Raw genomic sequence first — 25,550 nt, 5'->3', positions numbered from 1 at the left:
TAACAGTTATTAATTGGTATATTTTTGATAAATATTCCAGTTTTGCGCACTTGACTATTTTTAAAATTTTTTGTGCAACGCTAATGTATTTTCCTAGACTATAATAAAAAGCTGACACTTATTATGCCAGCCTTTTATCTAAGTTAACACCATTTATGTGGTTTTTGCCACTGTTTTGGCTTGTGGCAACCATGCCCCATGCCCATACCTGGTGCCATTGCACCTGCTACTTGATTTCCATTTCCATATCCATTGCCGTACCCTGGATCCATCGCTCCTGCTACTTGGTCTCCTGGAGCAGGAACATTAAATGAACCACCATAAACATCTACACTGCCTTGTGTATTTTGTACAGATGTTGAATGTGGAAATACATGTTTATTAATGGTTGTATGATGATTCTTTACGGTTGTATGGGACGGATGAATGTGTTCTACTACATTTTCACTACATTGTTTTACACAGTTATACTTCGTTGGATGAACAACTTGTTTCGGCGGGCAACCACACCCGTGATGATGATGCCTCATGAGAACTCCCCTTTCCTGTAATAGGTTCACTAATAACCTATGGCAAGTAACCAGAGTTTGTATAAGACAATCACCTATAATCACACAAAATTATTCGTTCCTCTGTCTAATTATAAACTAACGACCTCTATACATATGTCAGTAAATACCATTCGAAAAAGCCCTTTAGCAAAAAGAACAAGTTCCTGCAATGATGGCGTGTCAAACTCGCTGCAAATGAGTGTCTTTAAATGCTGTTGGATATTTAAGACCGTAACCGATCATTCGATCCATTCCAATATGTGCGATCCAAATAAGAGCTATCATGATAAGGAATGAATACAAAAAGAGAAAACCAATAACGACTAAGAGCACTGGTAATATATAAGAATGAAAAATATTATACAGCGTAGCACCCGATTTCGTATTTTTCATATATCCAACCATCGAAATATCAGGTACCAATAAAAAAATGGCAAAAACAAACCAACTGAAATCGTACATTGCATAGAAAAAGATACTAATCATTAAAACAGCAGCCCCTTCAAGATGCATCCATGCTTTTGGATTCATAGTCTTCTCCTTCCAGTATATTTTACTTGTAAATACGAGAAAACGAGAGAAAGGTTCCCTTGCTTCATTAAATTATCCGTATCCTTTTTCCATAATGAATTAATTGCTCAAATGGATTTCCGTCTAAACCTAGTAACTCACAAAATGCTTCCTCCGTATTAAAACCGTTCTCTTTCAATACTTTAACTAATGGCTTTAAGCTAGGGAAGGACTGTAACAAATAATCCTCGATAATCAGGTGTAGATATGCATATTGCTGATGAACAGGCTGCGCTTGACCGAACAATTCAAATTCAAAATCTTGATATAAAAAATTCGCCTTCACAACAGCGTGGTTTCTAATTTTCTTCCTTTTTATAGAAAATGCGTCAAACCCACCGTATAATGATCTTATTTTTTCCGCAAATGCAGATAAGTCTTGCGCTTCTACGATTATATCTAAATCCGATGCTTCAGTATGTATCCCTAATGGAAAAGTGCCACAAAGAAATGGCGTATACTGTTGTAAATCCTCCATTATATTTATATTTTCTATGGCTTTGAAGGCGCATTTCTGCGTCCAATCTCCAAATTTCAAACGGTCTAAGGAATGTTTACTTCTGCTTATAGGCTTATGCATTAACTTCACTACTTCCCCTTATTCTGTTCCTTCAATAAATCCCTTATTTCCTTCAATAATTCTTCTTGCGGATCTACTTTAGGTGCTTCTTCAACCACCTTTTCTTCTTTTTTACGCTTAAATTTCATAAGTAATCGAATAATAAAGAAAATAGATAGTGAAACGATGAAGAAATCGATTATCGATTGTATAAATGTTCCATATAGTATCTCTGCATCTCCTACAGTATACTTCCAGTTGGTCAAATCCACCCCATTCATTAGAACCCCTATTAATGGCGTAATAATATTATCTACAAGTGAGGAAACGATCGCACTAAAAGCGGCTCCAATAACAACAGCAACTGCCAAATCGATAACATTTCCTTTAAAAGCAAATTCTTTAAAGTCTTTCCACATATGCAACAACTCCTTTCAGGATATATCCTAAATAATAGCAAATACTTCTAAGAATGTGAATGAACAAAAAATACGAACTTGAGACAATATGACCTTTATCATTATCGAATTTCCCCTATATGGTGCAAACTCGGAATAGCTGGAAGTATTACTTAAAATCTCGAGTGGAGAAAGTCTTGTTATCGTGACATTGTTTGTAAGAAAAACTGAGCAAAATTCGCTCAGTCCTTATCACTAAATGCTCAGATTTACGTTTCCTCTAGTAGCTATTATGGAATAATAGCTACTGCTTGACCACCACTCCGGCTGCCCACTTCCCTTTCCGTGGGGTTTGTCCTTCAGCTAACTTTTTTAGCAAAACCCGCTCAAAAAAGTGGATCTTCAGGTCAAACATTTCCCACAGGAGTTGAAGTGGCCGCCCTTCGCTATTATCAGGCTCTACAACGCTAGCATGAAGTAACACAGCTACTTTTATACTCACGGATAGCGATTTTCACTTTACCCATTGTAAAAAAAGTCAACCTATTACTTATGACAAGAATTGTTGCACCTTCTCATAGCGGAGACTAATTACGTAGACTCCTGCGGGAATTGTGCGAGCCGAAAATCCACTTTGCAACGTGTTCTTCTTTGCAAAGTTAGTTGAGGCCGTGCCCGCAGAAAGCGAAGTAATTAGTCGGAGCATTGCCAATATACATCAAACATTTCAAAATAACTACTTGGCTTAACGCAGTCATTGCACTGATTTTATACTTTCTTAACTTACAAAAAGGTACCCAGTAAAAGGATACCTTCAAGCTAAAGTCCGTGATGGGGATTATGCTTTTGTCTAGAATGATTGGCGTTTTTAACTTTCTTTGAACCATCTAACGGTTCGCCATAGGGTTGTTTTGGACTTTGCGGCAAATTTGGATGTTCCTGTTGCTTTGGTCCTTTTGGTTTACCCGCCATGTCAGCTTCCTCCTTTCAACTTCCATTTAGTTTTTGAGGGAGCATATCCATTTATACATGGGCATGGTAATTCAAAAAGGACCCGGAAAAGCGCATACTGCTTTTCTGGGTCCTCTGTCATATAGATTATTTCGTAAAAGCGTCTGTAAGTGCTGTGACAATTTGTTTCTTACGTGATACAACACCTTTTAGAAGCGCACGACTATTATCGTCAAGTTTGACATCAAATGCTGCTTCTACTTTTTCTTTTCCACTTCCAAGTGCTAATACCTCGGAATCATTATTTAATATATCTGTTACTACAAACAAGAAAAGATTAAGGTCTTTCTCATTCACTATTTTTGCAATTTCCTGATCGATTTCATGCTGCAATTCGTATATTTTTGCAGTATCCACTGCATTTACCTGTGCGATTTCTACCTTTGCATCAGCCATGGAGAATTCTTTTGCATCCATGGTAAGCAACTCGTAAACAGATTTATCACTTAAATCAGCACCAGCCTGTAACATTTCCATTCCATACGTTTCTAGATTTACTCCAGCAATTTTTGCTAATTCATATGCAGCATCCACGTCTTCTTTTGTACAAGTTGGAGATTTTAATAGCAACGAGTCTGATACGATTGCAGATAGTAATAGACCAGCAATTTCTTTGGAAACAGGGATATTGTTTTCCTTGTACATTTTGTTCAGAATCGTAGCTGTACAACCTACCGGCTCAGCACGAAAATATAAGGGCTCACTTGTTTCAAAATTAGAAATACGATGATGATCAATTACTTCGGCAATACGGACATCTTTTATATTTTCTACACTTTGTTGAAATTCATTATGATCAACAAGAATAACCGATTTCACATCATCTTCCACTTTTTCAATTAGTTTCGGAGCTTCCAAATTAAAGTAGTCCAACGCAAATTGTGTTTCTTTACTAACAGACCCTAATCTTGCTGGTTCTGCACGTATACCAAGTTTATTTTTCAAGTCAGCATAGGCTAAAGCTGAACAAATTGTATCTGTGTCTGGATTCTTATGTCCAAAAATTAACGTCTTATCCATGAATCATTCTCCTTCTATTAAGCTTCTACCATTATTAGCTTACCAAAATTAATTAAAATTGAATAGCGTTTATTCTTCCGTTTCCGTTACCCCCCATAATTTTTTTGATCTACTGTAATTATTCCAAACAATATCTAAATCATGAAAATATCGATGTAATTGACGAACCGTATTCATATTTTTTTCTTGTTCTAATTGATTCGTCAGTTTTTTGATCGCATCTAAATCTCTTATTAACGACTCATTAGCAATTTCGCCTAATTGGTTATTTATGGTTTCTCGAATCGTTTGGGCCTGTGTTACCTGTTCATCCCAATCAATATCATTAATAGCACCATATCCAGTCGTATCATTATAAAAATCATGTGCCTGAGCGATAAAATCCCCTATATCCGCTTTATTTTGTGATACTGATTCATTTTCTTGTTCAGCAATCTTTTTGGTTTGCTCTTTCTTTTCATTATTTTTCGCATCAACTATTTCTGTAGAACCACTAGCTCTTTCATCTTGAAATACGGCTTTTAAATCAATGTCAAATAGCGCAAAGAAAAATACCGTAGATCCAATAAATGATACGAATAGTACGATGAAAAATGTCCAGCCAAACCAACCCCATGTACGTTTTGAATTCGTTTTTTTCACTATAAAAACTCCTTCAAGAAAATTTTTCTCCTGTTTTTACTGTTATTGTGCGTTATACCATTCTAAAACCCTTTTCCTAATTTCAGCATTACGAACCTCTTTTGCAACTGTTTCTGTTACCTCAACTACTTTTACATATGGATTTATAGGACTATCTTTATCCTGGAGTTTAACAACGCAATACCCCTTGATGGGAGCTGGCCTCATTTCTAAAATTGCCTCATTATTAAATATGTGATAAATCTTCTCTTCATCTGCTGGCCGTAAGTTCCATTCCTCCTGCATATCAGTTTGTTCTCGTTCAGTAGTTTGACTATAGCCAGACTCATCGTCGGTCATTCGCTTCCCCTTTTCTCTAGTTTGTTTTCGATCATTATAGATATGATTATTAATAGAGACGAGCAAGCGAATCACTTCAGATACGCCAATTAGTAGTACCCCACCTAAAAACCACCGACCAGCAATCGTAAAAAAGGACTGCCACATAAACCTGTTTTCCTGCTCTCCCATTTCATATAGAGAACTTTCATTAAACGTGACATAATAAGCGAACATTGGTCCAATAAGCATTAATCCAATACCTAAAATTAAAATAGCAATTCCTAGAATATTTCGTTGCAACTTGTATCCCCCCCTGTTTATTAATTCTTTATTCGTATGGTAAACCCTTCAAATATTTTACTTTTTCCATGATTATTTTTATCATAATAAATAGAGGAATCAAGAATGGAGGAATCGGAAATGACAAATCAATTTTCATTAACACGTGGGAGTTTATTAACTTTTGTGAAACAGCTAGATAAGGAAATAATGGATATCCAACCGAAGGGATTTAATAATACGATACGTTGGCATATCGGGCATATCCTTGTAACTGCTGAGAGCCTATTATTTGGATATCCTAAACAGTCAACGAATATTCCTGTATCATATCAAGGGTTATTTGCTACGGGAACAAAACCATCTGAATGGTCAGAGAATGCTCCAAAATTAGCTACGCTTATCGTTGATTTAGAGAATCAAGCTCCACGAATTGAAGCACTTACAGATGAGTTCTTTGCTACAGACTTACCGTACACATTACCGTTTGGTAATTTCAAAACATATGGTGACGTTTTTGCAATGATTCTTTCTCATGAAGCAGAGCACTTGGGACAAATAAAAGCAATGAAGAAGATAGTTGAAAATAGATAGATGAGTAATCGAATAATTATTATCGGTGGGGGAATTTTAGGTGCTTCAACCGCATATTACCTCGCAAGAAATAAATACCATGTTACGATCATCGATCGCTTTGATGATGGTCAAGCAACTGATGCTGCAGCTGGTATCGTATGCCCATGGCTCTCCCAACGACGAAATAAAGCTTGGTATCAACTCGTAAAAGCAGGAGCACGAAGCTATCCTAACCTTATTCATTCCTTATATCAAGATGGCGAAGAGGATGTAGGATACGAACAGGTTGGAGCTATTCATTTGCATGATGATGATAAAAAGTTAATTGCTATGAAAGAACGCGCCGAAAAACGGAAGCTTGCTGCTCCAGAAATAGGAGAAATAAAGCTATTAGATCAGCAAGCCACAACAGAATTGTTCCCATTATTAAACGGTAACTATAAATCGGTCTACGTAAGTGGTGCCGCTCGAGTTGATGGAAGAAAACTACGAGATGCACTTTTGCGTGCAGCGGAAAAACACGGAGCAATATTGATAAAGGGAAACGCAGCGTTAACGTACAAAGACAATACAATTAATGGTGTACATGTAAACAGCCAAACAATCCCTGCAGATACCGTTATTGCTGCTACTGGAGCTTGGATGACGGAACTTTTAAGTCCGTTGGGTGTTCATTTTCAAGTGGACGAGCAACGTGCACAAATTCTCCATGTTCAGCTGCCAACAGGAGATGCATCTAATTGGCCCGTCGTAAAACCACCTAATAATCAATATATGTTGACTTTCCCTGATAATCGAATTGTATTAGGTGCAACCCATGAAGATAATGTAGGGTTTGATCACCGAGTAACAGCAGGTGGAATGCATGAAATCCTTACGAAGGCAATGGAAGTCGCTCCTGGATTAGAAGCAACTACTATTCTTGAAGCTCGCGTTGGTTTCCGACCAGTCACACCAGGATTTCTACCAGTTATTGGACCACTCCCTGGCTTTCATGGATTATTACTTGCGAATGGACTTGGATCAACTGGCTTAACGATGGGACCATTCATCGGTTTACAGCTATCCAAGCTTGTAATGAAAGAAGAAGTTGATATCCATCTATGTGATTATCCTGTAGAAAAAGCGATCACTAAAAACTAAACGTAAGTACCTCTATTCGAACATCCTAGCACTACTCACACATAGTCTGGGACATAACAAAACACTTAACGTTAAAGATAAACACAACCTAACAAACAAAGAAAGAAATTTTTTCAAAGCATGCTCCTATGCTAAATATTAGTGGAAAAAGCTTTTACAGTGCTAGGGGAAAAACGTACTAAATGGAGTTTATTATAATCTATAGAAAAGCTGAGCTGGCTCAAATAGCTCGGCTTTTTCTTGATTCTAAAGTACACTTCTCCAGGTTTACTCTTTTCCAGAACCCCTAAGTAATAATGGATTGCTGCAGGGGCAGATTTTCTGTAGCTTGACTGGAGAATAGCAAAATTACTTCGTTGGGCATCCTTAAATCCTCCTACATTCAGATGAAGATTTAAAATTAAAAATTCGGTAGTTTGTTAGCTATTTTTTTTATTTCTTTACTCACTCATCTTTATCCCCTGTCTCAACTGGTAGAGGAAACACAAAAAGACCAATTAGATATCATAATTCTGTATTTTATTTCCTTTTATTACAATGAAAGGGTTATAGAGATAATAAAGTTGTTTAATTTTTATCTTAAATAGTTAGAGCCTTACTACAATTTGTGTGTAGTAAGGCTCTTTAATGAGAAAAATTACTTGACAGCTTAAGAAGATTGTAGAACTATTACAATCTGACAATACATCATGTTCTTCCTACTATTTTACAATCATTACAGGACAATTCACTCGTTTTGCCACCTTGTGACTCACGCTACCTAAGATAAACGTTTGTAAATTATTTAATCCACGGCTTCCGATGACAACACAATCAAATGCATTGTCATTGGCATAAGATACAATCGTTGGACCAGGTTCTCCATGTAAAATCGCTATGTCATATTCTATTTCTGCGGCTATTAATAAATTTTCAACAACCTTCAACTTTTCTTTACGTTTTTTCTCAATTTCTAATTTGTCTGTTGCATGTAATACATCTGCTTTTGCTGTTTGACCATCTATCACATAAACAACTTCTACTAAACTAGAAAATTTTTCTGCAAGTTCAATCGCTTGTTTTGCGGATCGAACAGAATGCTCAGAACCATCAGCAGCTAATAATATTTTTTGGAACAAACGGCTCATCTCTTAGAAATTCATTAAAATACAACCTTGTGCTTTCGATTAAAAACATGGATGCCTTTGGTAAAACAAATATTAATGTCCAGAAGCTTTGGAAAGGCCACTGATCTGCTGTTTAAGCCTCCGACTATCTTCATTTAAACCTGTATAGTGAACGGGAACTTGTTTTTGCTCAAACTTCATTTCGATCTTATCCAATGCTCCTATAGCAGAGTCATCCCATAGATGGGCTTCTGATAAATCAATTTCCACTTCACTCACACGTTCTGTGAAATCAAATTTATTCGGTAACTCACTGACTGATGCAAAGAACAGTTGACCCTCCATTCGGTAAATGCGCTTTTGCCCTTGATGAACAAGCTCACTAGTAACCTTTATCCTAGAAATTTTTGCAGCAAAGAAAATGGCACTTAATAACACACCAGCTAATACACCTTTTGACAAGTCATGCGTATACACCACAACACCTACTGTTGTTAGCATCACAGCTGCATCCGTTCTTGGCAGTTTATTTAAATTTTTAATCGATGACCAATCAAATGTACCAATCGACACCATAATCATAACACCTACAAGAGCTGCCATCGGTATTTGTACAACTAATCCACCTAATACAATAATGAGAAACATAAGGAATATACCTGCTACTAGTGTAGATAATCTTCCTCTGCCTCCTGATTTTACATTAATCACCGATTGGCCAATCATGGCACAACCAGCCATACCTCCAAAAAAGCCAGCTACTATATTTGCAATCCCCTGTCCACGACTTTCTCTATTTTTATTACTCTCCATGTCTGTCATATCATCTACAATATTAGATGTTAATAGCGATTCTAATAACCCTACGATTGCAAGTGCTAAGGAATAAGGAAATATAATCGTTAACGTCTCCCATGTAAATGGAATAGACGGAATTAAAAACATGGGCAGCTGTTGTGTTAAAGCTCCCATATCACCTACGGTTCCTACGTGAATATCTCCTAAAATGACAATTGCTGTTACGACAATAATTGCTACAAGCGCTGAGGGTACTGCGGTTGTAATACGTGGGAGAATATATATAATTGCTAAGGTCAACCCAACTAAACCGTACATGATCCAACCTTCCCCTTTAAAATGAGGAAGCTGAGCAGTAAAAATTAAAATAGCTAACGCGTTAACAAATCCAACCATCACCGAACGTGGTACAAATTTCATCACTCTTGCTAGCTTAAAGATACCAAAGATTATTTGAATAATACCTGTAAGAATTGTTGCTGCTAATAAATATTGCAACCCGTGGTCCGCAACTAGATTAACCATAAGTAACGCCATTGCTCCAGTTGCCGCAGAAATCATTCCCGGACGACCTCCGACAAAAGCAATTACAACTGCGATGCAAAACGATGCATACAAGCCAATCATCGGATCCACACCAGCAATTATTGAGAAGGCAATCGCCTCAGGGATTAGCGCTAGAGCAACTACAATTCCAGCTAGAATATCACCCTTGACGTTACCAAACCATTCATGTTTCCATTGTGCAGTTTTCAAATGTTCAACCTCTTTCTATTGTTTAGATTATTTAAGCCCTCCAGAGACTTAGCCGTAGATAACCTATGCATCATACCATAAATAAAAAAAGAGGAAAAACCTAAAGAAAGCGTGTACATAACAAGAAAACTTCTATTTACTATTATTTTCTACCATTTTCATAACAAGTTATTAGAATGAGAGCTTTTTACTCAAAAATATTTTCCATTTACCTATGGATTATATTTACATACATTACCCTGTTTGGTACGCTTAGTTTAGATATAAGGAGGAAGTACAATGAAGGGAAGAATGATTGTCTTTTTATTAATTATTATAACGTTAATTGCACTTGTCTTGTGCTGGTATTGGTTACAGGATGTTATTGTGGATTACGATTTAGAACGAGCCATGCAACTAATATGGACTAGTGAGACCCTTTCTCTTTAGTCCACTTTTTTGTGACCTTATATTGACTTCTATTTACGCTTACAAAGATAATGCGTATTTTTCTAGCTGATAGCCGCTCTATAATCTTAGTAATCTCTGCTTCTTTTGAAGTCAGTCTGCTCCATTTCATAGATGCTGCTCCACCGTATGTATTGCTATTGCCGACAAAGCCGGATACAAACTTTCAGTAAACCTAGAGGACGCTGCGTGCTTACTAAAATAGGAAAGAACTGCTAAGGAAACTTGATTGGTTAATATATTTGGTATTAAGCATGTTTTACCTATACTAAGATAGTGACCTTGTCTATATGGAAGTAGAAATCCTATAACCATATCCCCTTGATTTATCCTAGTTTTTCGCTGACGCAATATAACTGAATTCACCTTTCCTTCGACTATATCGATAAATGTATAATTTTCACCAATAGAATAGTCACTTCCCACCACGTAAATTCCTGGTTTAAGATGGTTCCATTGATATAATAGCTTCTGAATGGCTATAGACTTATCTATCCATTTTTCCCTATTATACTGAAGAAATTGCTGATAAATAGTCTTGCTAGTATGTTTTTCATGAAAACAAAAAATAGTCCAGCATAACCACGAATCATAAAGTCTATTCATCCATTCATCAGAAACGTTCAGCTCCACCCTCATATTCTCCATGATGTTTGTAAGGACAGAGTGGAACTCTTCGATAGCATAGATCATTATCTCGTCGACCATACTGTGAATCTCTCCCATTATCGGATCATCCATCAGTATGTTTGGAGCAATATCACGTTTATCCATTTTATCTCCCCCATGCTAAGTTTCTTACATTCTAGCATGGTAAAATCAGACGTCTAGTTTTTAAAAGCGTATTTTATAACAGTGGACTTAGATGAGTATCGATTTTTTCTGTCAACAAAATTACAAATTGTACTCAAAATCATTAACAATATAAAACTTTGTTATATGCCTATACCAATGATGTCTTGGAAGACAACCTCTCATTACAATAATCTTACCATCCCTAAAAACGAACATTTTCTAGTCACTCCTATGCGTTAAATCCGGCTTGTTCTGATTTCATGGAGAGTCTTGTAGTTCTCTAAAATTGGCAAAAGACGCCCGATATTTAGCTTCACTTAGGGTGATCTAATAACGAGCGTCATTCACAACTATGATTTCGAGCAGCTTGTCAGTTAAGCACGTGTCTTAGGGAGATGCTTGTTCTGATTATTATGTTCTAAACGAGTAATCTCCTCTCTTAGCCTTCCGTAGATATATTGGAATATTGGACTTTGAATAAATGTAAAGATAAAGGTAAATAAAAACACTGGGCCTCCTAATATCAGGCCAATTATGAGAACAAGGCACTCTGTTATGATTCGCACCTTGCCTACAGATGCGTCAAGCTTATCAGATATGGAAAGCATAAATCCATCACGAGGTCCAGAACCAACACCTGCCGCATTGTATACTCCTCCACCGATTCCCATAATAACGATACCAACTATAATAATAAGATAATCGATCCATGTATACGTTGCAACGGGTAAAAAGTCAAGATAGAGATAGATGTCTACAAATACACCTACCAGTACCCCATTTAGAAAAGTTCCTAGTTTTATATAGCTTTTATCCAAAAACCAGGATATGATAATTAAGAGCGCAGAGATGATAATCGTCCATGACCCAATCGAAAGACCTACTTTTTCATATAATGCAACATTTAAGACATCCCATGGATGAATTCCTAAATGCTGAACATTAATCGATATACTTATTCCTAAACTAAAAAGGGCTAACCCTACAAAAAACATACCCCAGCGGATGGCAACTATCATTTTATCCCTTCTCTCTTTCATCATATATATTTATCTCGCCAGGTGACGTAGGTTCTATTTATACGAATGGCGTCCAGACCCATTTGATTTTTTTAATACAATCATTGCTAAAATAATTGCACTAAAACCAGCGATAAGTTTCCCTACAATCATAGGAAATACAATTTCCTTATTAATTCCTGCTACAAATCCTAAGTGACCACCCAAAACAAACGCACCACTTACGGCAAAGGCAACATTGATGACTTTCCCTCTGGCATCCATATGTTTTAACAGCGTTAACATCGGAATACTATGGGCAAGTGATGCTACTAGACCTGCTGTAGACGTATCACTAATACCAAGCTTCGAACCCAACGTATATAATGGTTTCTTAAATACCTTGGATATAAAATGGACCATGGGGAAAGCCCCTGCTAAAAATATTGCAATCTGGCCAACAATTTGAATCCCCTCTTCTAACGGTGTTAGATAAGGAATGACGATAAAACCAGTTAATGTCTCAATAATAATCGCGGTAAGCCCAATAATAGCTATAATTTCAACACATTTACCGAATATAGAGAAACCAATAATCATTTGTCCCGGCTTCTTCCACAGCCCCATGGAAATGAGAGCAGAAAAAAGCAATGTCGGTATAAGATTAATAATAATTAGCTGGATGCTAAAACCAGCGAGTATTCCGCCTACTAAACAGCCGATTGGAATTGTAATCAAACCTAACAGGATACCCTTTGCAAAATATGTATGATCCTCTTTTCTAATAATCCCCAATGCTACGGGAATTGTAAATACAATGGTTGGGCCCATCATCGTCCCTAAAAATACCCAAGCAAATAATCCTGCCTCCTTATTTTGCGCCATTTCCTGTGCTAGCGCATACCCCCCCATATCAATGGCTAATATAGTATTTGCAAACACTGCTGGATCAGCTCCGATAAAGCCGTATATCGGAGCAATAATTGGTGTTAATATCCTAGCTAATACTGGAGCTAAGGAAATAATTCCGACCATGGCTAGCATAAGCGATCCCATGGTCATAAACCCTTCTGTAAAATGTTGACCAAATCCAAGCCTATTACCAAAACATTTATCAATGGCACCCAAACAAAGAAAACAGACAACAATAATTATAATGACATCATTAATTCCCATTATAGTTCTCCATTCTTTCTATATCTGTTCTAACAGGTGAACTTTCATATACTAATAGGAATAAACTACCGCAAACCCTTGTACCAAGTCAATGCTTTTTGTTCTATTTCCTTAACAATTGCGTCTTTATTTTGAATATACATAGCTATATCAATGGAGATCGTTTTGCCAGCCTCTCTTTTACATTCCCATACCGTTTTGCTTCATATGGAAGGATTTGTAATAAATCCTAAAAGCAAAACTGCTATTTCATACATAGGAACATAATCTCTACGCTGTTCTCCACTTTTTTGAAAATACCTTTCCTAAAATACCGTTTTCACCACATGATTTATACCATGCTTACGCATTGCTTGATTATAGAAATCTAACTTTGTGATTGATTTTACTATAGGCATTATATCCATGATAGGTTTTGCATTTCCCCCTTTAACTGCCATACTTGATATGATAAATAGCAATTAACTCCCCATTAAGAATTTTCTTTAGTTTCTCAACTTCCTTGATAAACATATTTCCCCACTCCTCCCCTTAAAGTATTACAATTACTTCTCGCATGACGGTTTCCACAGCTTACTTTTTCGCTTTAAATTCCTCTACAATAAAATTTTTACTCGCTTCATCAATGCTATAGTAGATCACTTGACTCGAAGATTCTCCTGCTCGTTCACTAATAATAGCTCCGTCTTTTACAAACTACAATTTAGAATCAATCAGACTTGTATGTTCCCTCGGACTTACAACACGAATGGACATATCAGGTTTACCAAGTTCATTAATATTAGCTGTTAGCTGTTTTTTTCTAAGATAAATCATTATTATATTATCGACGACAGATTGATCTGCTATATTTGTAATTATCACCGTTTCATCATGATCCGTTAACCATATTTCTCTTGAGGTCTGACTATTTGTAAATAACGCAGTTATATACCCAGTTGCAAACAACATAATACTTAAGATCGCCATTACTAAAACGCTACGAAGCTTCACCTCTCATCCTCCATTCATAATGGTACCTATTCTATAACTGAAAGTGACTGAGACAAAAGTATACGTTAAAGCTAAAAGCCGAACGACCTTTCGAAATGTACGTGGCATTCGAATTCGTTCGACTTTCTGGTTTAAAATAGCTGTTACTGTTTTACTAAAACGCCACTCAACAATTACGTTTTTTCTTAAGAAAGCTCTATGGTTTATATGTTTCAAAATAAGCGTCTAATATTCCTTGACCAATCCTATGATTAATTGGATACCGCCCCTTTATTTTTCCTGTATGTGGAACAATGATCGCAAAAGCCATTTCCGGATCATCATATGGTGCGTAACCAACTAATGAAAGGTTCTCCGTATCAGCTAGCTTCTTTCCATCTATATAATATGCATTTTCAGCAGTTCCTGTCTTTCCTGCCGCATTATATTTACTATACTCGTTATTACCAAAATATTTTACACCTGTTCCGCCAGCTGCGTGAAAAACTCGATGGAACCCCTCCTGAATCCGAGTAATATATGATTGATCCATATCTACTCGATTTAAAATCTTTGTATCAATATTTCGATAAACGGAACCTAATTCCTCAGACGAGTTACTTGGATTTCTAATTTCCTTTACAAAATGCGGGCGAATGCGGTAGCCATCATTGGCAATTGTTGACACATATTGAGCCATTTGTAGCGCAGTATATGTATCATACTGACCGATGGCAAGGTTCATAAACAAGCCACCCATCGTTGAATTTTCACCCGTTAATCCTGTCGATTCATATGGATAATCAATGCCTGTACTCGCACCTAGACCAAATTGCTGAAAATAATTTCTCATTTCTTCCCAAGCATCCGGATTAAACGTAATTTTGGCCTCATCTGGTAATGGATTCCGTTGTTCTCCCCCCATCTTTAAAGCGATATAAAACATATACACATTTGAAGACAGTCTTAATGCATCATAATCGTTCACAGCACCTAAATTCCTATAGGAACCCCTTCTTTTAGGATCGCCTTTAATCTTCAGTTTGCGATCATAAAATGATTGTCCCGGGGAAATAACCCCCGATTCATACCCAGCTAAAACCGTAGCTCCCTTAACTGCAGAACCTGGCAAGTGGGAATCGTACAATGCTCTATACGACTCATTTACATATTCATTTTTTTCCTTATCCCGACTCGCAGCACTAACAGCTAATAACTCACCTGTCTTCGGATTCATCACAACTGCAATTGCATCTGTTAAGTATGGATGCTGATAAGGATTCGCTTGAATAATATTTTTTAATTCATCCTTCACAACTTTATCAACCTTCTTCTGAAACTCCATATCTATGGTTAAGACGAGATCCTTCCCTGCCTCACCTTCAACAACCGTTTCAGAACCTACAATCGTACCGTCCTTTTTAGTTGTGTATTGAATCTGCTCTTTCCTACCTCGTAATACATTTTCATAGTATTCTTCCAAACCACTTATCCCAACACGATCATTCCGACTGTATCCTCTAGTTAGAAAATATTCCTCCTTTTCTGCTGGAATTCCTTTCTTTTGCGTTGTAATATTTCCGATTAAATTTTGAAATGTGTCACCAAATGGGTACTCCCTTTCCCAATCAGCTGTTGCATTAATGCCTGGAAGTTCGCTAAGATGTTCAGAAACCATTGCATATTCCTCTGACGTTACCCCCTCATTTTTAACAATTTGGGGAGTTAAAGCATATGCCTTATCCAACTCCCGCTTAATGGCTATGATCTTCTGCTCATTCTTCGTGAAATCACTTATTTTATCTTTCGGGATTCTCTCTAAAATAAGATTATATTCCTCTGTATCATCTAATTCCTTTTTCTCTTCTGTGCTTAGCAGCTTAACAGCTTCTTTTTTATTCTCTAAATACCAATATTCCTTTTTATTCCGCTCCGAAATTCCTTTGCTATCAAAAGAAATTAATTGCGCTAATTTCTTAGCAACCGTTAATCGATTCTTCGCTTGCACTCTCTTAGCGGGTGTATATGTAATAGCGTACAATGGTTTATTCGTGACTACTAATCGATGATTACTATCATAAACTTCCCCCCGCGGCACTGGTACCTTAGTTGTGTCTCTAATCGTTCGATCGATTTCTTCTTGAAATGACTCTCCTTTCAGAATTTGAACTACACCTAGCTGCAACACCAATGCAGAAAACATAATAAACATGACAAAAAATAAAATGTTTAATCGAAAAGGAAGTCTCTCCCTTTTCAACTTCCTTCGCTTGTTCTTTTTTCCCATCTAATCTTCCCCTTTGTTACAAGTGCTATGTAATCTAACACCTCTTATCCCCTCTAACAATAAGAATATTAAGACTTTTTAGCCAAAAAATATAAATACAGGAACTTAAGACCACCATCCAATCCAACTTAATACTCAATTGATGCTTTTTACTTAATAAATAACAATATATTTGAGTTAATCATATCATTTACTTATCCTGCAATTCAACCAATTATTTCCTTTTATAGAAGCAATAATTAAACACTCTATACCTTGAGTAATTAAGGATTTATCAATGTCTATAGTATACTATGTATATGATCAGATTCTTTTCCAGTATTACTTTAAAGTCCTCTGCCCCTTCCCCATGATAAGGTATTCCTTTTTATTATCTATCATAGCTGCAAACTTTTTAGAAGCTCTCTGTGAATTTACTGTTTGAATGCAACTATCGATCCATCATCACAGGTATAAGAGGGAGTTCTTGAACCTACTACATGCTATGGAAAATGAATTCTCTCAAAGGAAAATGCCTAAGTAGAAGCTTACTTTTCATCGATGTCATTATTGAGATGCTCACCTATTAACTCTCTGTCATTTTTAATAGACAAATCATCGTGCTTATAATTTTGTATGTATTCGATTAAAAATGTTTTATCTTCAGGATAGGATAAAGCTAAATTTGTTAGTTCATCTGGTGATTTCCAATCTATACGATAAATTAATTTATCAGGATCATTAATGGTTTCCTCTCCACCAACCACCTTAACTGCAAAATAAATAATTTCCCCATATGGTCTTTCTTTTTTCCATATAGATTGTCTTATCTCTACGTTTAAGCCTGTTTCTTCTTTTATTCCCTAACACAACATTCCTCAAAGGTTTCACCTGCTTCTAAACCGCCAGAAGGAACAGACCAACGTTTTGGTTCTTCTGGGGTTCCCTGTAATACCATTAGAACCTTTCTGTCATAAACACATACTCCCGCAGCACCAAGCCATTTTTTCATCTATAAGCACCTTTCTATTTTTATTTTAAAAATTCTTAATTTATTAGTTTTTTATCAGACTATAGCACATATATCTATTAATCTCACAAGAAATATATAAAGTGAAGCTTCAATTAGTGGGGGTATAAATTTTTGCTAATAATAACTTATATTCCCAAGACAAATTAGGCTCCTCCTCCACTATTCTTGTTCGACTACATGCTCTTAATGGAAACTGATAGGACAGATCTACCGATTGTATGAAAAAGTTATGTATGATAAATGTTAAGCTTGTTCCAAGTAGATTTCCACTTCTTTTTCCTTATTCTCTCCTCATAAATTGCTTCACGTTCTCTTGTTTCTGTGAAATAAGGCGTTGGCTTCAGCTGTAAATTGATGACATCGGCTATACCACAAGGTGCAGTAACAATTACCTTACCTTCTTTATCTAGCTTTACCCCAAGTGCAGTTGCTGTTTCTGGGAATTTAGATATCACATCAACTGATGAAGTGTATGGTGGAATATTATTAACAATATGCATTCTTGCTTCATTTTTAACAGACCAGGGAACATTGGGCATTTTATTTTTTAATTTAGCTTCTAAAATTTTTTCCTCCTGTTCATCTATCGTTTCTATATCAAAATAGATTACATCCACATCTGGTATAGTAGTTCGTTTAGTAAAGCCGTGCAATGTATCCCAAATTTTCGCACGAATAAATCCGGCACATATCCACCAATCAGGCAGGTTCAATGTATTGGCAGCTTGCAAAATTTCCATCATCTCATCATCAGCTTGAATTAACTTTCTGACATCTTCTTTATTCTTTAACAAGAATATTCCCCCTATCCAGAACATACATTCTTATTATAGCATAATAAAAGCTTTAGTGAATATTTGTTCCGTCTATTGACTTTTAGTGAAAAGGAAACAAATTAATTATTGGTAAAGCATCTAAGTCTAGACACTGACTATCTTCAATAAGTTGGTGTGAACCTAAAATGATGGGGGGTTTGTTTATTCCCACTAATTGTAAGTGCCAGAAACGTATGACCTAAAGGCCTTTGAACCAATTGGATATTTACTGGCAGAGAACCCCCACTTACCAATATTGGCTTCACTTTATTGCTTGAAGTGGGGGTTTAATTGCCAGTTATATGTGGAATCTAAACTAATTATCGTTCGTTTCTTGATTGTTTTTTGACGACTTTTGTCTCAACCTCTTATAAATTAACATGAATTTTAATAAGAAATCCCAATTATTATTAATGAATGAATAACTACCTATTCATCTCTGTTTCTATTTCACTGGTATCCAAATTTCTGAATACAAATCTGGGCTCGAAGGATCCTCTTCTGAATAAACCTCTAACTCCGGTATACCAGCATGTTTATAACCACTCGAAGGAAACCATTCAGAGAAAATCTGTTTCCATACTTTTGGCATGGCATCGGGCATCGAGCCATGCACCTCAAAAACAGCCCATTTTGATTCAGGAATAGTCAAAGCCACTAGCCCATCAGGTACGTCCCCCTCATAGGTTGTACCTATCCAATAATCAATTACTTCCGAGCTTTTGTCGACACAAACCCCCAACACCCCTTCGATCAAACCATCGTTTAATCGGAATAATAAATCATCCGTTCCATCCCCATTTACTTTATCCCACATTTTTGGAATATCAATTTGATTCTGCTGATTGATACACGAAAATTCTCCTTTAATCCCTACAATCTGAAATGCTTCCCGTTCAACAATTTTGTATTGCATTGGTTCTGCTCCCTTCACACTAACCTGAATCACCAGGCGGTTATAAGATTTAAGCCTTCCTGCATATTTTCGCGCTTCACTCGGTGTTATACCATGCTGTCTGCGAAATGCTTTGGAAAAAGCTTCTGGAGTGTCGTAGCCATACTTGTAGGCAATATCAATAATTTTCGTATTTTCACGATTAAGCTCATGCGCAGCCAATGTTAAGCGTCTACGTCTGAGATATTCACCAACAGATATATCCGTCAATATCGAAAAGGTACGCTGAAAGTGAAATGCTGAAAAATTCGCCTGCTTTGCGATGCTATCTATCGATATTTCATCCAATAAATGCTCCTCCATATAATTGATGGCCTTCTGTAATGATTCGACCCACGTCATATCGCCCACTCCCTAATCAGATCTTAACAAGTATTTCACCATGTATCCTGTCACTTTGTGCTCTAGGCTGACAGTATGTTTGCTTACAATGCTAGGTTAATAATAAGTATTTCATAATATTTATACATATTACTTCATGTAGCACACAAAAAAAGGTGCTTATTGTATGGAGAAATAAGCACCCTGTAACAAATAACACAAGCTCGACTATTTCCTTAATTTAAAAACAATAAAGTCAGGACACCTAAAATCTTCTCCAAATGAAGGGTATTTTTTTAGCATGTCTTTTGATGGCTGTGGTTCGATAATGCTCTCCAAAACAAACCCTGTATGTATTAATGTATTTATATAGGTTGTTAACGTTCGATGGAAAAGCAGCATGTTTTCTTTATCACCTAAGGGCTGTTCATAGACTCCTTCATAAAAATACTTGTCCACATTCCAATGCAGCTTTTCTCCGTTTTCTGTTCTTTCCCAACCACTTTCTGGAGTAACAAAACATGGATGCAATATAGAAAAGATAAAGATACCTTTATCTGCTAACAGCCGATACATCGTTCGAAATGCTTTTTCATGATCCGCAAGATCTTGGATGACCATATTGGACACGATGAAGTCGAAACTTTTATCCTCTAGTTGATGTAAATCCTCACAATTTCCATGACTATAATGAACGTTCAATTCTTTTGGCGTTCTTTCCTTAGCGATTTCTATCATGGTCGGAGAATAATCCACCGCTGTTACAGCGGCACCACGCTTAGATAAAATTCTGCTCAAATATCCTTCTCCACATCCAGCATCAAGCACTTTTTTATTCTTCACATTCCCCATAAGTGAGAATAAAGCTGGGTTTAAAAAGATTTCTTTATGAAGATCACCTTGTTCCGTATGGTTTTCTGAATAATTTTCAGCGAAGTTATCCCATCTTTTGATTGCCTCTTCGGTCCCCATTGATTGGCTCATGTAAGCTCCCCTTTTTTTTAAGATTATCTATTGTTCACGTTTTGAAAATTCAACTACAAACTTATAACAACTTAGGGCGATTCGTGAAGTCGCTACGTTTCTGGGCGTTGGAGCTGAACGTGGCTCAACACGCCCATCTTTATCCATATGGGCAAATTTTATAATTTCCTTTAATTTCCTAGACTATAGGAAAGGTGCAGTCAGTATATGATACATGAGCTGCACCTATTTTGAAATTAGCTATTTTGCGTTTTTATAATAAACGAGATTATCCGTCCACTCTCCAAATTCAAATATAAATCCTTTACGTGTACATTCGAACTCCATTCCTACACTCTCTGCTAAATTAATCGAGGGAATATTATCCACATTTATATGGGCCTCAATCCGATGGAAATGAAGATGACTAAAGGCGATATTCAATCCTTCTTTTACTGCCTCCTTGCCATAGCCATATCTCCAAAATTGATTATGCAAACGATAACCAATCATCCCCCATTGAAATTCCCCCCTCATTATTGTACTAAATTCCACTTTACCAATATGTTGACCATCCATTTTTCGAAAAATCCCAAATACATACGCCCTATCATCAGCTGCTAATTCCCGATGTTTTTTTACAACATTTTGAAATGCATCCTCCGTCCACTCGCTTATATCTAGGTGGTCATCATCATATTTGTACTGGGGAGGATAATTATTATTAAACCCTTCCAGCCACCGTTTATAATCCTGTTCATCTAACAATCTAATTATTAATCTTTCTGTTTCTGAAACAAAATCATGGTTTATGTTCTCCGACTTCAATACAATATCTCCTCTGCATCGTTTTTCTTCTAAATACAAATGCTTCCTTTTTAATACCATTTAGCTTATTGATCATAGTAATCATTCCTTTCTTTACACTTATGCAGTTATACCATTATTCAAATAATTTTCTTATTTATTCGTAATTTAATATATATCTTTTGCATCTGCTGGTAATTCTTTAATATGTTTTAGAAATTTGGTTATGTTGTTATCGTCCGTCTTTGGATAGATGAACCCAAAGTATGTAGCTACATCTAACGATAATTCCCGGAATAATTCACAAGCAGTAAACATGGAATGCCACATCTGTTGATAGTCCGAATTAGAATATGTAGCTTCATACATCTTCCAATAGGTTGAAGGGAGATAGTACTTGAAATATTTTCCTAGTTTCCCTGTCGACACTCCAAAATCATGTTCCATACCAATCCACCAATTAATCATTTTATCCAAACAATCTCTTGTGGTATATTCAAACATTAATTTTGCATAAGGCAGTTCATCACGCCATATTCCTTTGGCAACATTTTGCAAGCACCACCAAAAATTATTTGTACAGCTTTCAAACTGGCCATGTGTAGGTTTCTTTACATGATAGTCGATATCAGATGGCGAGGGAATCGATGGCAGAATATTATCCTTATCCAACACTGGATGAGTAAGCTTATCATTCGTATAAGTATGATTCATCACATCAACTGTTTGAAGGCGTAGGTCACATCTGTAAATAGCATTAGATAGGCATAAGTATCGTCAAAATTCTTATCCTGACCAATCCCTTTGTCAAGTTTATCAGGTTCTTGAATCATTAATAGATTACCTAATTTGGAGATCCAATTGTCATCATTGATGAATGAGGATGTTTCTCTCACAACAAAAACGATATCGTAATCTTGGAAAATATCCTTTGGAACATTTGGATTCGTTCTCGAGCCATTCATATAAACAGCCCTAATACGCTCATCATTCTTAGCAATCCTTATAATCAAATTCATTATCTCCTGCTCGCTTCTCATTTCATTCATCCATCTCTAATCTTGAATATATCATTTTACTTATCTAACTTGTATTCAACCATTATATCTTATAATGTGCTGAATTTTTCACCTTTCTAATTAAAACTACTTATCTACTTGTATCCAAACACGTAAGAATGCCTGCTACACTCCTAACGGAAACATATAAGAAATCAATGTCAACAAAAATATTGATAAAGTTGTGATCCAAGTTTAGCATTTCGGGTGGCCAATGAAATCGACCGCTCGTTTCCGAAATCTATAATCGGTAAAGCAAAAAGCTGATGACGATCAATATGCTCTGCACTTATTTCGGGAACAATCGTTATCCCCATTCCAGCTATTACAGCTCCGTAAATAAAATCACCAAAAGCCACCTCGCTAATAATAGTAGGTTTTTGCCCTATCAATTCCATGTGCTCCATAATACGACTCCTTGTATCACAAGGAGATTGATGAACAATAAGCTGCTCCTCGCATAACTCAGCAAGTTTGACCGCTTTTCTAGAACGATACGGATGATCTAATGGAAACACCGCATAATAAGGTTCCTTAAATAATTCGCAACTCCACAGGGATTCCCTTGTACTTACTGTATCCATAAAGATTGCATCAAGTCTCCCTTCCTCTAATGATTGTACAAGCTCATTTGAAGTATTTTGAATCATTAGCGTTGCTGGTTGGGCTAAAGACTGAAGCTTCTTAATCATTGGTGGCAAATAATAGGTTGCTAGACTAGGCAGGCTTCCTATCGCTATAGGTGAAGTTCGTGAAAACTGCCGTAAATCTTGACGGATCGCGTTTAGCTCAGTAATAACAGGTAAAATTCGAGAGCGAAAACGTTCTCCAGCTTCTGTAAGCTCAATACCCGTAGAGGTCCTGTAAAACAACGCAACATCTAGTTCATTTTCTAAATTTCGTATATGTTTGCTCAATGCCGGTTGAGATATATTATTTTCCTTAGCTGCTTTAGACAAGCTTTTTTGCTTTGCAGCTTCTATAAAGCTTTGCATCCACACTGTATTCATTTCTTTTACCCCACATCTGTTATAACTATTTGTTATACCCTTCTAAGATATTGATTATTCTATTGAGGCTATCGATATGATATTATTTCAAATGTCAATCGCTCCATCATTATAACATATCGATATAACAAAAAAATTATATCCTACTCTGATTAGCATTGACAAATTATACTGAGACATTTAAGGAGGGGTAAAATGAGAATGGTTTTTCTTCTCACTATAGGAATGTTTACGCTTGGATTTGATGCTTATGTAGTAGCTGGTTTGTTACCTGATATCGGAGCAACCTTTAAGACTAGCGACTCACAGACAGGACAGGCAGTCACTGTCTTTACCCTCTGCTTTGCACTTGCAGCCCCCGTTTTCGCAACATTATTAGCGGGCAAACCAGCTCGAAGAATATTAGTTATCGCACTAGTTATTTTCTCATTAGGTAATGCATTGAGTGCACTTGCCTCGAATTTCCCCCTGCTACTATTGGCTCGGGCAATTGCAGGTATTGGAGCTGGTCTCTATTCACCGCTTGCAACAGCCGCAGCAGCCGCACTAGTTCCTCCTCAAAAACGTGGACGTGCCTTAGGTACGGTATTAGGTGGTATGAGTTTGGGCACAGTCATAGGGGTTCCTCTTGGATTAATTATGGCCACAGAGATAGGTTGGCACGGTACGTTGTGGTTAATTACTACACTCGGCATTATTGCTATGATCGGGATTATACTCTGGTTCCCGGACATTCCTGCTTCACAACCAGCTTCATTGCGCCAACGTTTTGCAATGATGACTAATGGATGTGTCACAGCAACAGTGGGCATAACGTTTGTTGCTGCCCTCGCTAGTTTAGGTCTTTACACGTATATTGCTCCAATCTTGCAAGATTTACAGGAAATTCATCAAGTTACACCATATTTATGGGCATGGGGGATTGGTGGCGTTATCGGAAGCTTATCTATTGGGACGCTTATTGATCGAATAGGGCATCCAAGCTGGATTATGGGTGGAATACTTGCTCTATTAGCATTAGCAATGTTTAGTTTACCATTGGTGCTTGGAATTCCTTTTCTAGCATTGCTCCCCTTCATGGTATGGGGAGCAATGGGTTGGGCTTCATTGGCCCCACAGCAGCATGTATTACTTCAGCTACAGCCAGAACACGGACCAGCTGTAGTTGCTTTAAATAGCTCAGCTAATTACTTAGGTGGTTCCATGGGATCTGCACTTGGAGGAATCGTGATGGTTGGTGGACTAACTCCTTCATATCTTCCAATTGCTTCTGGCTGCCTTGTACTAGTGGCTTTTCTAGGGCAATTGATCATACTTATAATAAATAAACAACGAAAGAAGTAACATGCCGTAAGACCTTTTGAAGTAGATAATAAGAAACTATGAATAGACAGTGAAGAAAAAATAACGATTAATTGGCCTTTGCCCTGTTTGTCATAGAGCTTAGACCGTTAATCGTTCTGGTTATTTTATAATTCATCCTAACAAGGTGCAACAAATATTTATATATAATCTTACGTATTACGTAGCATACTTACATCTAAAAAGTAATGTAGGGATCACTAATAGTACAATTAATTTTAGTTTGACGATTTATAGTGGAGCGTAATTGGCTGATTTTCTTCTAAGGTTGCTTTATATAAACGAATATTGCCAACATTTGATTGGGAGGCAGCAGAATCAACTTCAAAATTCTCGTTCAAAGAAATGGTCCAAGCTGCTTCGTTATTTTTCTTCAAAACAACTGCAAGTGTACCAAAAGTAACACCATATTTATGGGCATGGGGAATTGGTGGTGTTATCGGAAACTTATCTATTGGGACGCTTATTGATCGAATAGGACGTCCAAGCTGGATTATAGGTGGAATACTTGCTCTATTAGCATTAGCAATGTTTAGTTTACCATTGGTGCTTGGAATTACTTTTCTAGCATTTCTCCCCTTCATGGTATGGGGAGCAATGGGTTGGGCTTCATTGGCCCCACAGCAGCATGTATTACTTCAGCTACAGCCAGAACACGGACCAGCTGTAGTTGTTTTAAACAGCTCAGCTAATTACTTAGGTGGTTCCATGGGATCTGCACTTGGAGGAATCGTGATGGTTGGTGGACTAACACCTTCATATCTTCCAATTGCTTCTGGCTGTATTGTTAGTAGGAGGGTATTATAAATAAAATTGTAGAAAGAATAGTAAGGGGGTACTGC

At 36.8% G+C, this 25,550-nt stretch carries 25 protein-coding genes and 3 pseudogenes; 5 read left to right on the top strand and 23 right to left on the bottom strand.

Features of this window, described 5'->3' with window-relative positions; translation table 11 throughout:
• Positions 1-143 precede the first annotated feature (143 nt).
• The 9 genes from JUJ52_RS17930 to JUJ52_RS17890 all read right to left on the bottom strand — a co-directional run bounded on the left by JUJ52_RS17930 (position 144) and on the right by JUJ52_RS17890 (position 5,372).
• Positions 144-530: a spore coat protein gene (locus JUJ52_RS17930; protein ID WP_121604778.1), complete on the bottom strand. Its 387-nt coding sequence runs from the start codon at positions 528-530 to the stop codon at positions 144-146.
• 201 nt (positions 531-731) lie between these two features.
• Positions 732-1,082, bottom strand: coding sequence for a DUF4260 domain-containing protein (locus JUJ52_RS17925; RefSeq protein ID WP_026682046.1), 351 nt, complete (start codon positions 1,080-1,082; stop codon positions 732-734).
• A 67-nt stretch (positions 1,083-1,149) separates the two neighbouring features.
• Positions 1,150-1,701: a DUF4269 domain-containing protein gene (locus tag JUJ52_RS17920; RefSeq protein ID WP_034679333.1), complete on the bottom strand. Its 552-nt coding sequence runs from the start codon at positions 1,699-1,701 to the stop codon at positions 1,150-1,152.
• 8 nt (positions 1,702-1,709) lie between these two features.
• On the bottom strand, positions 1,710-2,099 hold the full coding sequence (mscL, locus tag JUJ52_RS17915; protein WP_026682044.1) for a large conductance mechanosensitive channel protein MscL: 390 nt from the start codon (positions 2,097-2,099) through the stop codon (positions 1,710-1,712).
• Between the two features lie 283 nt (positions 2,100-2,382).
• Positions 2,383-2,580, bottom strand: a complete 198-nt coding sequence (locus tag JUJ52_RS17910) for a hypothetical protein (RefSeq protein ID WP_121604744.1) — start codon at positions 2,578-2,580, stop codon at positions 2,383-2,385.
• Between the two features lie 317 nt (positions 2,581-2,897).
• Positions 2,898-3,050, bottom strand: coding sequence for a small acid-soluble spore protein P (locus JUJ52_RS17905; protein ID WP_026682946.1), 153 nt, complete (start codon positions 3,048-3,050; stop codon positions 2,898-2,900).
• 126 nt (positions 3,051-3,176) lie between these two features.
• Positions 3,177-4,109 (bottom strand): manganese-dependent inorganic pyrophosphatase, encoded by a 933-nt coding sequence (locus tag JUJ52_RS17900; protein WP_205388364.1) that lies wholly within the window; start codon positions 4,107-4,109, stop codon positions 3,177-3,179.
• Between the two features lie 69 nt (positions 4,110-4,178).
• Entirely contained in the window at positions 4,179-4,751 is a 573-nt protein-coding gene (locus tag JUJ52_RS17895; protein WP_121604777.1) for a hypothetical protein, read from the bottom strand.
• 42 nt (positions 4,752-4,793) lie between these two features.
• Entirely contained in the window at positions 4,794-5,372 is a 579-nt protein-coding gene (locus JUJ52_RS17890) for a hypothetical protein (protein ID WP_205388363.1), read from the bottom strand.
• Between the two features lie 120 nt (positions 5,373-5,492).
• Here JUJ52_RS17890 and JUJ52_RS17885 point away from each other — a divergent pair, with 120 nt between their 5' ends.
• Complete coding sequence (locus JUJ52_RS17885) at positions 5,493-5,945, top strand: DinB family protein (RefSeq protein ID WP_051388465.1); 453 nt, start codon at positions 5,493-5,495, stop codon at positions 5,943-5,945.
• The gene (locus JUJ52_RS17880) at positions 5,946-7,070 is read left to right on the top strand and encodes an NAD(P)/FAD-dependent oxidoreductase (protein WP_205388362.1); all 1,125 of its coding nucleotides are present in this window, start codon (positions 5,946-5,948) and stop codon (positions 7,068-7,070) included.
• 701 nt (positions 7,071-7,771) lie between these two features.
• Here JUJ52_RS17880 and JUJ52_RS17875 read toward each other — a convergent pair.
• Positions 7,772-8,188, bottom strand: coding sequence for a universal stress protein (locus tag JUJ52_RS17875; protein WP_121604773.1), 417 nt, complete (start codon positions 8,186-8,188; stop codon positions 7,772-7,774).
• 81 nt (positions 8,189-8,269) lie between these two features.
• Positions 8,270-9,730, bottom strand: coding sequence for a SulP family inorganic anion transporter (locus tag JUJ52_RS17870; RefSeq protein WP_205388361.1), 1,461 nt, complete (start codon positions 9,728-9,730; stop codon positions 8,270-8,272).
• Between the two features lie 279 nt (positions 9,731-10,009).
• Between JUJ52_RS17870 and JUJ52_RS17865 the strand changes: the two genes are divergently transcribed.
• A complete protein-coding gene (locus JUJ52_RS17865) occupies positions 10,010-10,159 on the top strand; it encodes a hypothetical protein (RefSeq protein ID WP_205388360.1) in 150 nt (49 codons plus the stop codon).
• Positions 10,160-10,285: 126 nt separating this feature from the next.
• On the opposite strand, the gene JUJ52_RS17860 is transcribed toward JUJ52_RS17865, so the two are convergent.
• From JUJ52_RS17860 to JUJ52_RS17805, 12 genes and pseudogenes are all read right to left on the bottom strand, one after another.
• Positions 10,286-10,951 (bottom strand): hypothetical protein, encoded by a 666-nt coding sequence (locus tag JUJ52_RS17860; RefSeq protein ID WP_166530357.1) that lies wholly within the window; start codon positions 10,949-10,951, stop codon positions 10,286-10,288.
• Between the two features lie 395 nt (positions 10,952-11,346).
• Positions 11,347-11,991 (bottom strand): YczE/YyaS/YitT family protein, encoded by a 645-nt coding sequence (locus JUJ52_RS17855; RefSeq protein ID WP_034679802.1) that lies wholly within the window; start codon positions 11,989-11,991, stop codon positions 11,347-11,349.
• A 54-nt stretch (positions 11,992-12,045) separates the two neighbouring features.
• Positions 12,046-13,146, bottom strand: coding sequence for an ethanolamine utilization protein EutH (eutH, locus tag JUJ52_RS17850; protein WP_121604770.1), 1,101 nt, complete (start codon positions 13,144-13,146; stop codon positions 12,046-12,048).
• 696 nt (positions 13,147-13,842) lie between these two features.
• Positions 13,843-14,139, bottom strand: coding sequence for a hypothetical protein (locus tag JUJ52_RS17845; protein ID WP_026682935.1), 297 nt, complete (start codon positions 14,137-14,139; stop codon positions 13,843-13,845).
• A gap of 196 nt (positions 14,140-14,335) precedes the next feature.
• A complete protein-coding gene (locus JUJ52_RS17840) occupies positions 14,336-16,405 on the bottom strand; it encodes a peptidoglycan D,D-transpeptidase FtsI family protein (RefSeq protein ID WP_121604768.1) in 2,070 nt (689 codons plus the stop codon).
• Positions 16,406-16,932: 527 nt separating this feature from the next.
• Positions 16,933-17,396, bottom strand: a pseudogene (locus tag JUJ52_RS17835) (NUDIX hydrolase).
• Between the two features lie 248 nt (positions 17,397-17,644).
• Positions 17,645-18,235 (bottom strand): nucleotidyltransferase family protein, encoded by a 591-nt coding sequence (locus JUJ52_RS17830; protein WP_205388357.1) that lies wholly within the window; start codon positions 18,233-18,235, stop codon positions 17,645-17,647.
• A 442-nt stretch (positions 18,236-18,677) separates the two neighbouring features.
• Positions 18,678-19,529: an AraC family transcriptional regulator gene (locus JUJ52_RS17825; protein ID WP_205388355.1), complete on the bottom strand. Its 852-nt coding sequence runs from the start codon at positions 19,527-19,529 to the stop codon at positions 18,678-18,680.
• Positions 19,530-19,736: 207 nt separating this feature from the next.
• The gene (locus JUJ52_RS17820; protein WP_121604767.1) at positions 19,737-20,492 is read right to left on the bottom strand and encodes a class I SAM-dependent methyltransferase; all 756 of its coding nucleotides are present in this window, start codon (positions 20,490-20,492) and stop codon (positions 19,737-19,739) included.
• 240 nt (positions 20,493-20,732) lie between these two features.
• A complete protein-coding gene (locus JUJ52_RS17815) occupies positions 20,733-21,299 on the bottom strand; it encodes a GNAT family N-acetyltransferase (protein WP_026682930.1) in 567 nt (188 codons plus the stop codon).
• 147 nt (positions 21,300-21,446) lie between these two features.
• Positions 21,447-22,297, bottom strand: a pseudogene (locus tag JUJ52_RS17810) (aminoglycoside 6-adenylyltransferase).
• Positions 22,298-22,497: 200 nt separating this feature from the next.
• On the bottom strand, positions 22,498-23,346 hold the full coding sequence (locus tag JUJ52_RS17805) for a LysR family transcriptional regulator (protein WP_026682929.1): 849 nt from the start codon (positions 23,344-23,346) through the stop codon (positions 22,498-22,500).
• 195 nt (positions 23,347-23,541) lie between these two features.
• On the opposite strand from JUJ52_RS17805, the gene JUJ52_RS17800 reads away from it, so the two are divergent.
• Positions 23,542-24,690, top strand: a complete 1,149-nt coding sequence (locus JUJ52_RS17800) for an MFS transporter (protein ID WP_205388354.1) — start codon at positions 23,542-23,544, stop codon at positions 24,688-24,690.
• Between the two features lie 585 nt (positions 24,691-25,275).
• A pseudogene (locus tag JUJ52_RS23765) lies at positions 25,276-25,515 on the top strand (MFS transporter); the annotation flags it as partial.
• Positions 25,516-25,550: the final 35 nt, after the last annotated feature.

Origin of the sequence: Virgibacillus sp. AGTR, from assembly GCF_016919725.2 — a bacterium.
Classification (GTDB): Bacteria; Bacillota; Bacilli; order Bacillales; family Amphibacillaceae; genus Virgibacillus; species Virgibacillus salarius.
This window is presented reverse-complemented; position numbering and strand designations above follow the sequence as displayed.